We start from the raw sequence: 13,450 nt of genomic DNA on the forward strand, positions 1-13,450 counted from the left end.
TTTTATTTTTATTGATAATGAATTAAGCCAAAGTTTCAGCAAAAGACGCAAACATACATGCCCACGAAGTTGCACCTGGATCAGCATGTCCGATAGATCTTTCTCCCAGATTACGGGCACGTCCGAAAGCAGCCTGCATATCAACAGTTTTTTTAGCACCTTCCTGCGCCGCCTTAGCACCGGATTCAATTATCGCTTTTACGTCCCCTTCGGCAGCCTGAATACTTTTTACGGCAGGAATTAAAGCATCCATCATAGTTTTGTCACCTACTTTGGCTTGTGTTTGTTTTTGAACATTGGTTAGGCCTGCAGCAAACATGGTTTTTACTTGACTTGCCTCCAATTCGGCTCCTTCGGCACCATCGCTTAAACCTAAAAAGAAAGCACCAATCAGTGTGCTGGTGGAGCCACAAGCTTCCTGCATGGCACTAAAAGCCATATCGGTTAGCATGGCTTTAAACTCCTTTCCGCTTTCACTTGCTTTTTTAACAGCGTTTAAAGCCGCAACAATGGCTGTTCCATGGTCGCCATCACCGGCAATTGCATCCAGTTTAGAGAGCTCATCAGCACGGTCCGTAATGTTTTGGAGCGCGTTGTTTACCATTGATTTAAAAGTATCGATTGTTAGTTTTTCCATTGCTGAGTATCCTTATTATTTAGGCAGTACAGTCCAATATGGTGCATCAGAAGCACGGTTTTTCAAATATTCAATGTGGTCGTCATCCAGTTTCGCCAAAATCATTTGGAAACCTGATTGTTCCTGAACAGTTAGGATTTCAGTGATTTTACCATCAGCGACCTCACAACCGGCTGCCTCAATAATTTGACAGGCCTTGCGGAATACAATACTCATTTCCATATGTGTTGTAGCCCCAACACCGTTGATGTATAACAGTACTTTATCGCTTTTGGCAAGCTGTAATTTTTTCATTAAAGGCGTAATCATGCGCTCAGCCGTATCATCGGCACTAACCAATGGCATACGACCGCCACCGCCTTCGCCGTGCTGACCCATGCCAATTTCCATTTCGCCTTCAGGAAGTTCGGCAATTACAGCGCCATTCTGAGGATGAGTACAAGCTTTCATCGCAACAGCCAGTGTAGCCATTTGTTTGTTAAAGCGTTCACCGATTTCATAAATTTCTTCCAATGATTTGCCTTCTTCGGCAGCTGCTCCCACAATTTTATACAACGGCACACAACCTGCGAGTCCTCGGCGCTCTTCATCTGGCGTATCCAGACCTGCGCTGATGTCTTCGTGAGTGAGTAATATTTTTATTCTTATGTTTAAACGTTCGGCTAACTGCATGGCCATATTCGCACTCATTACATCACCCGCGTGGTTAAGAACGACCATAAGAATTCCGGCTTCGCGATTGAATTGTTTTAGGGCTTCCAATACGCGCGGTGCCCCTGGGGCGGCAAAAATATCACCTACCACCGAGCAGTCGAGCATGCCTTCACCTACAAAGCCGCTTAATGCAGGCTCGTGACCGGCACCGCCCAAAGTAACAATAGCTACTTTGTCATCAGACTTGGCATTGGCTCTTACAATAGTGTTTTCTGCGGATAAAGCTACTTTATCTTTATAGGCCATCACATAACCTTCAAGTAACTCTTTTGTAATATTTTCTGGGCTATTGATAAATTTATTTATCGGCGTTGTAATTTCTGACATAGTTTCTAAATTTGTAGTTTGTAATTAAGGGATAAGAGGAGCGATTATGCGAACTGCATTAATTCGATAGGAGCACCTTCTTCTTCAATAAAAGCGATTGTTAGGCTTTCGTCGGCTGCGAATGGTTCTACCAGTACTTTTTTCCCTTCCATTTGAGCTTTTAAATCGTCTACCCGGTAGGCGATGTGCGCAGTTGATTGAATTAGTTCAGGAAATGGTGAATCATCTTCAAACCTGAGCCACTCAATTTTGTTAGAGTTTTTAGAGTAGTCAGTAACAAAAACTTTAGCACCTTCCAGATAAATTTCATCTGGCTGAATTACTTGTGTTGGGATTCCAATGTGATCTAGTTCTCTCATTTAAAACACGTTTATGCGATTAATATATGTGTTATCAAGAGCGGGGATTGGCTGCTGCAACAGCTTCATGCTCCGCTCTTAATTTTTTATATGTTACCCAAGATATCAGTAAATACAACATTCGGGTTGGTAAAGCGCAAGCCATTGCCATCATGATAGTTGGCATATTCTGACACAATAGCTCCCTGGTCGCTGGCAATCATAAAGTGTGCTGCTTCAGCTCTGTTGAGCGTATTAATGCCGTTCGCTTTTAATTCCATAGCGTTATTTACGGTAATGAAATCCTTTTGACTTTCAGGCGTTTTAGGATTGTTTGGTGTTTCATCACCTTCGCCAAACGTAAAAACTGCTCCGTGACGCACGTGCCATGATTCCATTTTTGCAGGATGCTCAGTGGCTACATGACGGTGTTCAACAATCATTTGGCCCGGTAACAAGAAAATTTCATGGGCGAAGTAGCTATGTGTTGCATCGTTGTACCAAAAAATACCGGCCATACCAGCGTTGGCAAAATCACCTAGTTCAAAGTCTGTAATGAATATGTTATTTAATAAAAACTCATTAATCGGATAGTTATAATGTACAAATAGTTCTTTGTAGGCTTGTAGTGTTTTTTCCGGGCTCAGTTTGCCATTTACATAAAAATCGTCGTTTGTGTACTTTCTAAGCATTTTACTGGTTTTTGTCGTTTCATTTTCATTTGCAGACGAGCAACAACTGGTAACACCAACAGCCACTGCGCCGGCCGTACCTAATGTGGCCATTTTTAGCACCTCTCTTCTCTTCATTCTATTTTGCTTTTTATAGATTGTTCTGATTGTTTTTGACTTCATTTATATAGAGCAAGAAGCAACAGCTTCAATTTCTACTAATAGTTCATCGCGACATATATTGGAAAGCAAGTAACTTACCGGTATATCAGCATGATGCTTTAGGCAGGCTTGTTGAATTGTATCAAAATCTTCAGCCTGCTTGATATATACACGCAGTATTTCAGGTTTACTCTCTACATCAAAAATTTCTGATAGATTTTGATGCTTCATTAGTTGAGCGATGTTTTCTAAAGTAACATCTGTTTGTTCAGCCGGCTGGCCTATGCCAAGGCTTTCTTCTCCTCTGATAGCCGCTGTACCCGACACATAGATAGCAGCACAGTTATCATTTCCAATAAATTTGGCACGTTCGAACTTGGGTGTGGTTTTTATTTTTCTTACTTCATCTTCAGCCCCAATGAGCACATCCTGAGTATAGACATGGGCATCCGTTTGAAGCGGATTGGCCAATGGCAACTCTTTAAACTGGCCTGAAACGGCTATACAATCCACTATGATACCACCGAATTGTGTGCCGATACCCGTAGCTGCCGGATAACCTTTGGGCCAATCTGTTTTCTCATAAAATGAAGTCCGCTCATCGTTAAATAACTGGTAACGCTGGTACTTGCCATCCATATCGGTGATTCGCTCAATGTAATTCCATTGGCGAACTATGGAATTGATGCTCATCTCTTCTTTTTCTAGAATAGCAGACAGAGTGTTGAATATATCATGGCTTTGGGTTCTGACCGGTAATTGTAGCGAGGCCGAAAGTCCTGAAATATGAAGTTCACTGTAATTGGATGTAGATGCTTTTACATAATGCAGACCATGATAATCCAGGTAATCAATTTTTAGCTCTTTGTTATCGGTCACCTGAACGACTTCAACGGCCATTGCTGTATCCAATGGTTTTTGAGCAATAAAACTAACGGCCGGATGATTAGTTTCAAACTTTTGAGCAATGGCTGCCAGCATTAGTTTTTTATCATTTTCATAGCAGCAGTTATCATTCGGCGCCCAAAAAACAGATAAGCGCACAACCGGTTCTTTGGTCGACAGCTGCGAAATGCAGCTATTGAACATTTCTGCAACGTCTGCTTTTGCTTTAGCCTTTAGTATATGATAGTTTGATATAAACATTATTTATTGTTTTATAGAGATTTAATGTATTCGACCAAATCTTCCAGTTCTTTCTTTTTAAGTTTACGACCTTCCAACCCATGCTTCATGTCCATGATTAAAACCTCAATGGATTCGGCTCGACCATCGAATAAATAAGGCGCTGTTCGCCAAACTTCTCTGAGAGTTGTTGTATCCCATCCATTCTCAAATTCAATGGGGCCAATTTTGTGTTTACTGAGGTCGGTGTAGAAAGGCCCGCTGTGACAATAATTGCAGCCCGCCTTTTGAAATACTTTTTTACCCCGTTCTGCTTTATTACTTAACTTTCCGTTGATCAGGTAAGGGCTTGGCAGTGGTTGCAACGATTTCAGGTAGGCATCAACGGCTTGAGCATCTTCTTCACTCACTTCGGCAAACTGGATGTGTTTAAATCCTGCTCGAACTGCTGTTTCTGCATCAGGCCTGATTCCGGAAATCATAGCTGGTGGCGTTTGGTGAGAAAGTAAAAGGCTCTTACAATTCTTAGAGTTACCAATGCCATCGTTTAATAAATCCCAGTTCATACCATCCGTGCGGGCATCCCCGGGGTGACAACCGTTACATGACTGCCAGCCTTGAAAGCAATGAGAGGCATCGTTAAAAATTCGTTCTCCTTTACGCTCAAGTGACTCGGTATAATTAGGATTGAGGGCGAATACTGTGTTGCTATGGTTGTTTAGGTTAATAATATTAAGCTGGTCAGAAAAATACGATGCTACAATTACCTTTTTTGTATCCAATAGCAATGCCCGAGGTCCATTGCCCTCAATCGGTATGCGTTTGCGGATGCCTGAAAGAAAACGCAAGTCGTACGATAATTCTTCTTTGTTGTCTGTGTTCTCAAATCTTTGAATTAGCTCAGGGTAATTGATTACACTGATATCATGCGTTCCGGAATGGCTGATAACCATTGTTTCTTCATCACAAGCTACTTCCCAGATACCTGCAGCTCCTGATTCTGGTTCGTCTAAGATTACCGTGCCCATATATGCCTGCGATGATGTATTAATAATACTCATTCCGCTGGTATTCATCCAGCCCTGTTGCAATTGCGTGGTTGGCACCTGAAAACGGCCCAGGTTATGTGTAATAAACACATATTTACCGTCTGGCGATAAACAGATTCCGCGTAAGGCATTACTGCCATTAGCTAACTGAATATCTTTAATGCGTTTCATGGTTCGTGTATTGACTACCGATACCTTTGATGCGACTACTTCTAAATCTGCACGTTGGTTGGGCAAAAAATTGGTGACATACACAAAATCGCCGTCTGCACTTAGTACAGCTCCTTTGGGTTCGCGTAATAGTTTAACTTCACGCTTTACTGAATTGGTAGTGAGATCAATCTCCACTAAAGTATTGTCGAATTGACAACATACATAAAGTATTGTGCCATCGGTATTTAACACGGGACTGATGGCTCCCATAGGAACTTCTATTTCTGCTGTTACTTCTTTTGTAATAATATTAATTACCGATACAAGACCATTTCCATAAGAGCTGGTGATGTAGGCTTTATTGGCATTAACAACAATACCTGTGGGTTCATTGGTAAAATGCCACTGATATATTATTTGAGCATCTTTTCTGGAAACTAAATCAACTCGTTTAGCTGTTTTTTGAACCAGAAAGATGTTTTCACCACTTTTATCAAAAGCCATTGCGGTAGTTGATAAGGGTTGTTTATTAGACGTGGCGTGAGAGATATTTAAACCACTGCCTAAGAACAAAATTACCATCAAAAAAAATGTGATACGAACGGTTTTCATGCCTGTAATGTGTTTTTTTGCTTGTTGAACCCCCATTTTCTGGAAATAGCCAAACCGGCTTCTTTTAATATACAACCAGTGCTATCGAAGTCATTAAAGGGAAGGCGTGCCGAAGGCGCTGTAATCCATATAGCTGCTATTGGATAGCCGTATTGGTTAAAGATTGGAGCACCTACACAGTGAACACCTTGCAACTCCTCGGCATGATCAAAACTGTATCCTTTCTCTTGAACAAGTTTCAGCTCTGTTTTATACCTTTCTTTTGACGTTATGGTATTTTCATTGAATTTCTCAAAACGCATCGCACTAATGATTTCCTCTTGTTCATGCACAGGCATAAATGCAATTATGGATTTTCCGGGAGCTGAAGCGTGCAGGTTAAAACGTTTACCAGGCTGTAACATAAATGTAAACGGGTGAAGCCCCAATACCTGTTCGAGCAAAACACCTTCACCTTCAATAAGTGAGCCTAGAAGAACTGTTTCCTTCAGTGAATCTCTGATTTCGCGCATAACAGGCAAACTGTTCTCAATTAAGCTAGATTCAGAAAGAGTGGATAAACCAATATGAAGAAACTTTTTTGATAAGGTAAAGTGCACTGGCGACTCACTTTTGACAAGGTATTCGCGATCGGCTAAAGTTTGTGTAATTCTAAAAAGTGAGCTTTTGGGGAAACCTGTTTTTTCCTGCATTTCAGCTAAGGTTAATCCTTGTTGGTGGTTGATGAGTAGCTCAATAATACTTAGGGCCCTTTCTAAGTTAGGAACGGAATAGTTCTTTTCCTCCTCTTTTACCTGGTTATGTTGTTTCATATATGGATTGTAGTTTTATAGATGAACTCACTTGGCCAAAAATAAGAAAGAATTTGAGAAAATGCGCAATCGTTTGTCTTTTTTAAATCATTTTGATTTGCAGCAGTTAATAATGGCATCAAAAATAGGCGGCTTATAAAGTTTGACTGGAACTAGGGAAATTCTAAAGGCATGCCATCGCTGATTATCGTTTATGAATTGAAAATTATTTCTGGTTCAGGAAATGATTTGTTAGTAGAGAATAGTCGTCAAACCAGCACGGGAACAAGTGGACAACAAAAGCAGTAGTAATACCATTTGTTTCGAATAGAGCGGATAATTTCAGAGGCCATGCTAATTAATGATTTAAGATGGAAATGAGAATAGAGAGGGCGGGGATGTTATTTTTATGAATGTGGAGCCGTTGGGTTTATTCAATTTATAAACTTGATAAATAGCATTGCGCCATGTTGCATATATGCAATGTTTGTGAAAGGGTGAAATCTATTTATAGAGGTCGGTAGTTAGGTGCATATTAAATCTTGATGATAAAACTTTTCAGCGTCCACCATTCTTCGAATTAGGCTATTAAAAATATTGGCCTTCATTTGGGAACGATTGATGCGATAACAGAATTCATTAAAGTATTTGTCAATGTGAGAATCGCTCACCCACGCGCATGTTGTTCTCAGCCATGATTTAACCTGATGTATCATTGTATGCAAGGCTTTAAAGTTTATTCTGCCCATGCTTTCGACCTGTTCAATATTGTAGTCTTTCTTTATTGGACGGTAACCCCTCCAGCAGTCAGTTGTCACGCAGGCTTCTTCTGAGATATGTAAATTAAAAAGTCGCTTAAGCTCTCTGGAAGAATAATTGTCAATTTTTATGGAATACATTCTCTTAACTTTGCCATCATCAGTAAGTTCCACTGCGCAAGCGGCTTTCTTTTTCTTTCTGTGATAGCTACGCCCAACTTTTCCTTCTTCTTTGCCATCAACAACAAACATGTCGACATGCACATTGCCGCTCATTGGGTTATTACCACTGGATTTCATTGCCTCTCTTACCTTGTGCATGAACAGGCGAGCTGAGATAAAGAGATCGTAGCGGCTAAGAATGACTTCGGCCATGACGTTGCACTCGGATCCAAAGTGTTTGATATTGGATTCAGCCCCAAGGTCGTCGAGGCAGATGGTCTTGGGTGTTTTGTGTCCCGGCGTTATGTGGAAGCTATGTTTGCTGTAGCGGTGAATCACCTCGTAGCCATCTTTCTGAAATTCAAAACTGATATCGCGGCAGGCCTTAATGGCAAAGCGCTTATATGCCGGTAGAATGGAAGGCAGCAACTTCATGAGGGCGGCCTTTATGCTTAGATCCAGAATTTGCTCCTGATCTGCTTTTTATTGATTTGTTCCGAAATGGATAAAAACACAAAAGCCTGTAGATCAAACAATATACAGGCTTTTGTGTTTTTTTGATGGTGTTGAATGTGATCCCGGCGGGAACAATATCATTTTTGCAAATCGTTTACAGTCCAGTAAGTTACAAACTAAGAATTTTTATGAGGTCACTTAATAGGTCACAAAAAATATGAAGTGATCTGATTCTGTTTGTTGTCCTTCGACAGATACAAAGATACAGAAATGTGTAATTTGGAGTCAATAAAAAGAAAGTAAAGTATCACAAATTGAGCCAGGTCTTTAAGCAGGGTGTATGTTTCTTAGATTGTTTAGCGCATGGAGGTTAGTGATGTTTAAGGTGTATTGATGTTGTTTGATTGAAAAACGGATGATGCAGGCTGTTGGAAGTGGTGTAAATTTAATGGGGTAGGATGACAAGAAGCCTGTTAGATGGGTGAAAAACCGGCTTCTAATCGGTGAGGTATTGCTTCACAAGTTCTTCTTTAATGCCTGTGTGGGAGGCAAACTCATCGATGGTAATAAACTGGTGATTGGTTTTGCCAAGTTTGCGCTTGATATGCTGTAATAAGCGACGGCTGGTTTTTTCACTTCGGCCTGTGATGCGTTGCACATCTTTGGGGTAGATGCATAATCTTGTAAGAGTGCTTTTCATTTCCTCAGGTTTTACGTATTCACTTCATTATTCATGAATATCGTTTGATAGTTTGATTCAATCTCCGTGATTTCATCTTCGGTAAGGGCTTTGAATTCTTTAGAACGTGCCCGTTTTGAGAGCCGGCCATTGTTCTGCTCCAGGAAGCGGACCAGGGTTGCGACTAATTTATCCGGCATTTCCAGGGTGTTGTCTATGTAGCGTTTAAAGGTGTCGTAATGTTGCAGATAACTGACTTCAGCCGGAATAACCTTATCAATGGTATCGACCACACAATCGTATAGAAATTCAGCCTGGGCTGTGGCATCAAAATAGCGGTAGTAATCGATGGTTTGGTTCGTTACTTCTATATTGTTGTCTTCAGTGGTTTTCCATTCAATAAAGTCAAGGATGGGGTGTGAGTAATCTTCCAGTACAAGGCGGTAATCATCGATACGGTTGAGGATGGACGCAGAAACCGGGAAGATAATTCCTTGTTGGGAGAATCTCATCTTGGCAAGAATATGGTGGATTAGGTAACGGTGAATCCGTCCGTTACCATCCACAAAGGGGTGGATAAAGACAAAACCAAAGGCGATGCCGGTGGCTGCCAATACCGCATCAAAGCCCGATGATTCCAATAACTTATAAGTATCGATAAGGCCCTGCATGAGTGGTTCCAGATCCTGCCACCGGGCCGAGATATGATCGGGCATCGGTTCGCCACTCATTCGGTCGTGTTCGCCAACAAAACCGCCTTGACGGCGCAGCCCCATCTGTGTAAAACGTTTACTTTCAATAACGAGTTGTTGCAGGCGAATCAGCTCGTCAATACTTAATTCCTTGGTGCCGGCCTGCCCGATGGCTTTCCCCCAACGCAGGGCGCGGTTGATGCCGGGGTTTTCTCCCTCGATGGTAAAGGAGGCTTTGGAATCTTTTAGCAGGAGAAAAGAAGCGGCTCGCTGCAGTACATCCTTATGAATAGCATTCAGGTAGTTATTTTGCGTATCAGAGAGCTTCGATTCGATGTGTGCTTGTAGTTTGGGTGTTTTAAAGATGAGCGGGCAAAAGTCGGGAGTGCCCGGCAGGTTGTTGATGATGCGGTGACGCGATGAACGTTGCCCCTCAATGGCAAATTGCAGTTTATCATCCAGCAGGGGCACAAAGTTCTTTACACCCAGGTTGGGGATATCCAGGGTGGTTCCGGTGAGCCATTCAAAGAGAAACCATATTTTACGACTGTATTGGCCGGTGGGTTCAATGGCCAGGAGTTCTTTCACCTCATCGCTTGTTAAGGTGTGGAACAGGTATTTAAAAAATAGTAAGTTGATGCCTTCATATTTAATGGCGAAGACCAGGTGTTTGTAGAGGGTGTCTTCGGGTTGGTGCTTGGGGGTGAAGACCTGCCATCCGTCTGTTTCATAGCGCCGGTTTTTAGTGCTTATCAATGCCAGTTTGGCCGGCAGGGGCACGGGCAATGACAAGGTATGGATGATGGCTCCATAGCCAACGATATAGCCTTCTTCGGGCGTTGTGCGTCCGTGAAAAACGGTTATTCTTTGTGAAAAATGGTTATCTTTCATGCTTATATACGAATAATAGGTATTCAAATATACAGGATAAATGGGTATAATGCATAAAAAATGGGTATTTTTTACCTCTTAACAAGAAAAACAGGTACGTGGTAGATGAAGTAAATATCGTTTCTTTACTACTATATCACTACTTGACCCGTACTTTAAGGTAGGCAGGGTGTAGCTTAAGATAGTGTATAAATGGACTTTTTACGGACAAAAATAACCTTGCCCGGACAAGGCGGTCACCTATATTTGTAATGCCATGCATGGGATTGTACTTTGTGCCTATTAACCCATAAAATTTAATAATATGGCAAGGCAAAAAGGAGTAATTAAGCTGGAAGGGCGAGTTGGTGATTTGTCATTCTACAGAAGCGGTGGTCAGTACCTGGCCCGCGAAAAAGGCGGGGTTGATGCAGATCGTATCAAGAAGGATCCGGCCTACGCCAGGACAAGAGAGAACGGTTCTGAGTTTGGCCGTGCCGGTAAGGCCGGTAAAGAATTGCGCAATGCTCTGAATGAGGTGTTGGCGCGGGGAGCCGACAAAAAGGTTTCGAACCGTTTGGCGGCCGCTATGCTGAAAGCGATACAGGCTGATGCGACTAACAGGCGCGGCGAGCGCACAGTGCAGGATGGTAACCTATCCTTACTGAAAGGTTTTGAGTTTAATGCGGCTGCTCCGCTGGAAACAATCTTGAAACTGAGCCACACAGTTGCTTTTGATCGGGCCGCCGGTACTACGCAGCTGGCTATTGATGCGTTCAATCCGAGTGAAGAGGTGCCACAGGTGGAAGGTGCTACGCATGTGCGTTTTATTCTGGCAACGGCAGCGGTTGATTTTGGCAATCAGAGCTACGAAGTGGATGTGGTGGATAGTGTTGATATTGACCTGACGGCTTTGGAGCAAGAGGCGGTAAGCATGAACAGTGCTATTTCTGCCGATTCACCTCATCCGGTGTTTATCGTGGTTGGCGTAGAATATCACCAGCTGGTTAATGGCAGTATGTATCCTTTACAAACCAAAACTCACAATCCAATGGCGATTGTGGAGGTGGATCGGGTTTAGGTGTTAGCAGGTAGCTAGTAGGTGTTAGTTCTTAGGTGTTAGGCAGGAGGTAGAAGGGAGATGATGCAAGGTGAGTAATGGGTGGCATGATGGTTCCCCCTCTGCCTTCGGCATCTCCCCAAGGGGAGAATAGGTTTACAGCTGTGCCTTCGGCATTTTTATCTCGGCTGAGCTCGATGGCCGCCCAAGGGGAGAATAGATTAGCAGCATGGTTAAAATTAGGTGATGATGAGTGAGGCTTCATTGAATAGTAGTGGACGTGTGGGATTTTTTGGTGGTACGGCGATAAGTGTGCTGAACGGCATTTCGTTTGAAGGGGCTATTGAGACGATCTTTTATGCCTTTCTGGGTACGGTGGTTAGTTTTGGTGTTTCGTGCCTGCTGAAGTATTTCATGAAAAATCATTCGAAGGATAGGCAGTAGATAGGTGTTAGCTGTTAGTTCTTAGGGATTAGTTGAAGAGTTGAAGAGTTGAAGCGTTGAAAAATTGGTGAATTGAGAAACAGATGAACTGGGGATGTTGGATTTATGATTTGGGGGATAGTTGAGGAGTTGAGGAGTTGAAGGGTTGAGAAGTGGAGTTGAGGAGGTGAGTGATGAGTAGTGAGATGATTGACAGCTTGGTTAAATGTTGGGAAACTGGTGAATTGAGAAATGGGTTGAAGGGTTTACTGTGTTGAATTGGGAAACTGGTGAGTTGGTGAAGGGATTGATAAGTTGAGGGCTGCGGTTGTGATGAAATTTTTTGGTTGGGCAGCAGAGGCTGTTGTTCCGGTGTGTGTTGATGGGCTCTTGGGTTATGCAATTCAAGAGCTCTTTTTTTGATTGCGAAGCAAGCTAATAAAAGCGAATTATAAGGAATCGTTGAATAATGAAATTCTTAGGAAAGATTCAGTCCTTGTTGGGTAATGGTGTTTTTAAGGATGTGGGTGATCTCATCGACCGGTTTGTAACAACAGGGGTTGAAAAGCAACAGCTCAAAACAGAGCTATTGGAGTTACGGCACCGTCATGAACTGGAGGCTGTGAAATTATCGCTGGAGGCTGAGCAGGAATTTAATCAACGTATTAAAGACCTGGAGGGAACGGCTAAAGATTTGCATCAATCGGGTTGGTTGGGTAAGATGGTGCTGTTTATGCGGGGTGCGCAGCGGCCTTTGTGGGGTTACTTTGTGGCGTACATGGATTACATGGTGTTTGCCGGTAACTGGTCATTGAAGGGCAATGAGAAGCTGGAGTCGGCTTTTTGGATCATTAACTTCCTGGTGCTGGGCTTTTTGTTTGGTGAACGGGCGGTTAAGAATGTGGCGCCGCTGGTGAGTGAAATGATGAGTAGGAAAAAGGGAGAAGGTGTTAGCTCTTAGGTATTAGCTAGTAGGTGTTAGCTCTTAGGGGATAGGGGTGAGGAAGGAGTTGATTAGTTGAAGAGTTGAAGGGTTTAGGAGTTGAAGAGTTGAAAAACTGGGGAATTGAAAAATTGGTGAATTGAGAAATGGGTTGAGGAGTGGAATTGGGGAGGTGAGTAATGCTATGAGTGGGATGATGGTTCCCCCTCTGCCTTCGGCATTTTCATCTCGGCTGCGCTCGATGACCGCCCAAGGGGAGAATAGGTTTGAGGGATGCGTAAAAATTATGGCGATGGATTTGAAGGTTGTAAGGTATAGTGGTTCCGGGGAGAGTACATTAGGGCTGCTGTTTATTGATGGTGCATTTGCTTGTTATACATTGGAGGATGAGCACCGAACCATTAAGGTGATGGGTGAAACGCGGATCCCGGCCGGTAGGTATCGGGTGGAGTTGCGTAGCTATGGTGGCCACCATTGGCGTTACCTAAAGCGCTATGGTTCTGAATTTCATAAGGGGATGTTGCAGATTATGAATGTGCCCGGCTTTACCGATATTTTGATTCATAAGGGCAATGATGATGATGATACGGCCGGTTGTTTGCTTGTTGGTGATACAGCTAATAATAACCAGGTTACAGATGGCTTCATTGGTAATAGCACGGTGGCATATAATCGCATTTATCCGTTTGTAAGGGATGCAATTTTGAGGGGGGATGAGGTGTTTTTGGAGGTAGTTGTCAGGTGCTAGGGATGAACCTGCTACATTTGTAAGGACAGTAAGTTAAGATATATGGCTCTAAATTATATATCTTAGAATCATTATGAGTG

14 protein-coding genes and 1 pseudogene are annotated in these 13,450 nt (G+C 42.7%); 4 read left to right on the plus strand and 11 right to left on the minus strand.

The features are described 5' to 3' along the window. Nucleotides 1-22: 22 nt before the first annotated feature. The 10 genes and pseudogenes from ACRD7A_RS05445 to ACRD7A_RS05490 all read right to left on the minus strand — a co-directional run bounded on the left by ACRD7A_RS05445 (nucleotide 23) and on the right by ACRD7A_RS05490 (nucleotide 10,217). A complete protein-coding gene (locus tag ACRD7A_RS05445; RefSeq protein ID WP_430810120.1) occupies nucleotides 23-637 on the minus strand; it encodes a DAK2 domain-containing protein in 615 nt (204 codons plus the stop codon). A gap of 15 nt (nucleotides 638-652) precedes the next feature. Beyond that, nucleotides 653-1,678 carry a dihydroxyacetone kinase subunit DhaK gene (locus tag ACRD7A_RS05450; protein ID WP_430810121.1) on the minus strand — a complete coding sequence of 342 codons (1,026 nt, stop codon included), beginning with the start codon at nucleotides 1,676-1,678 and terminating at the stop codon, nucleotides 653-655. 44 nt (nucleotides 1,679-1,722) lie between these two features. Next, nucleotides 1,723-2,037 carry a hypothetical protein gene (locus ACRD7A_RS05455; protein WP_430810122.1) on the minus strand — a complete coding sequence of 105 codons (315 nt, stop codon included), beginning with the start codon at nucleotides 2,035-2,037 and terminating at the stop codon, nucleotides 1,723-1,725. A gap of 86 nt (nucleotides 2,038-2,123) precedes the next feature. After that, complete coding sequence (locus tag ACRD7A_RS05460; protein ID WP_430810123.1) at nucleotides 2,124-2,825, minus strand: cupin domain-containing protein; 702 nt, start codon at nucleotides 2,823-2,825, stop codon at nucleotides 2,124-2,126. A gap of 45 nt (nucleotides 2,826-2,870) precedes the next feature. Beyond that, complete coding sequence (locus ACRD7A_RS05465; RefSeq protein WP_430810124.1) at nucleotides 2,871-3,995, minus strand: chorismate transformation FkbO/Hyg5 family protein; 1,125 nt, start codon at nucleotides 3,993-3,995, stop codon at nucleotides 2,871-2,873. Between the two features lie 11 nt (nucleotides 3,996-4,006). After that, a complete protein-coding gene (locus ACRD7A_RS05470) occupies nucleotides 4,007-5,680 on the minus strand; it encodes a hypothetical protein (protein ID WP_430810125.1) in 1,674 nt (557 codons plus the stop codon). A 104-nt stretch (nucleotides 5,681-5,784) separates the two neighbouring features. Further along, nucleotides 5,785-6,600 carry an IclR family transcriptional regulator gene (locus ACRD7A_RS05475; RefSeq protein ID WP_430810126.1) on the minus strand — a complete coding sequence of 272 codons (816 nt, stop codon included), beginning with the start codon at nucleotides 6,598-6,600 and terminating at the stop codon, nucleotides 5,785-5,787. 503 nt (nucleotides 6,601-7,103) lie between these two features. Beyond that, nucleotides 7,104-7,673 (minus strand): annotated as a pseudogene (locus tag ACRD7A_RS05480) (IS1595 family transposase); the annotation flags it as partial. Nucleotides 7,674-8,451: 778 nt separating this feature from the next. After that, nucleotides 8,452-8,655, minus strand: coding sequence for a hypothetical protein (locus ACRD7A_RS05485; RefSeq protein ID WP_430810127.1), 204 nt, complete (start codon nucleotides 8,653-8,655; stop codon nucleotides 8,452-8,454). An 11-nt stretch (nucleotides 8,656-8,666) separates the two neighbouring features. Then, the gene (locus tag ACRD7A_RS05490; RefSeq protein WP_430810128.1) at nucleotides 8,667-10,217 is read right to left on the minus strand and encodes a Fic family protein; all 1,551 of its coding nucleotides are present in this window, start codon (nucleotides 10,215-10,217) and stop codon (nucleotides 8,667-8,669) included. Nucleotides 10,218-10,521: 304 nt separating this feature from the next. Between ACRD7A_RS05490 and ACRD7A_RS05495 the strand changes: the two genes are divergently transcribed. After that, nucleotides 10,522-11,277 carry a hypothetical protein gene (locus ACRD7A_RS05495; protein ID WP_430810129.1) on the plus strand — a complete coding sequence of 252 codons (756 nt, stop codon included), beginning with the start codon at nucleotides 10,522-10,524 and terminating at the stop codon, nucleotides 11,275-11,277. Between the two features lie 31 nt (nucleotides 11,278-11,308). Here the strand turns inward: ACRD7A_RS05495 and ACRD7A_RS05500 are convergent, their stop codons facing one another. After that, nucleotides 11,309-11,521: a hypothetical protein gene (locus tag ACRD7A_RS05500; RefSeq protein ID WP_430810130.1), complete on the minus strand. Its 213-nt coding sequence runs from the start codon at nucleotides 11,519-11,521 to the stop codon at nucleotides 11,309-11,311. Here ACRD7A_RS05500 and ACRD7A_RS05505 point away from each other — a divergent pair. The 3 genes from ACRD7A_RS05505 (at nucleotide 11,503) to ACRD7A_RS05515 (ending at nucleotide 13,370) form a co-directional block, all read left to right on the plus strand. Then, complete coding sequence (locus ACRD7A_RS05505; protein WP_430810131.1) at nucleotides 11,503-11,700, plus strand: hypothetical protein; 198 nt, start codon at nucleotides 11,503-11,505, stop codon at nucleotides 11,698-11,700. The genes ACRD7A_RS05500 and ACRD7A_RS05505 overlap by 19 nt on opposite strands. Before the next feature lie 448 nt (nucleotides 11,701-12,148). Then, entirely contained in the window at nucleotides 12,149-12,640 is a 492-nt protein-coding gene (locus ACRD7A_RS05510) for a hypothetical protein (RefSeq protein WP_430810132.1), read from the plus strand. Between the two features lie 274 nt (nucleotides 12,641-12,914). Beyond that, nucleotides 12,915-13,370 (plus strand): DUF5675 family protein, encoded by a 456-nt coding sequence (locus tag ACRD7A_RS05515; RefSeq protein WP_430810133.1) that lies wholly within the window; start codon nucleotides 12,915-12,917, stop codon nucleotides 13,368-13,370. Nucleotides 13,371-13,450: the final 80 nt, after the last annotated feature.

Origin of the sequence: Carboxylicivirga longa, assembly GCF_050589825.1 — a bacterium.
In the GTDB taxonomy this organism is placed as follows: domain Bacteria; phylum Bacteroidota; class Bacteroidia; order Bacteroidales; family Marinilabiliaceae; genus Carboxylicivirga; species Carboxylicivirga longa.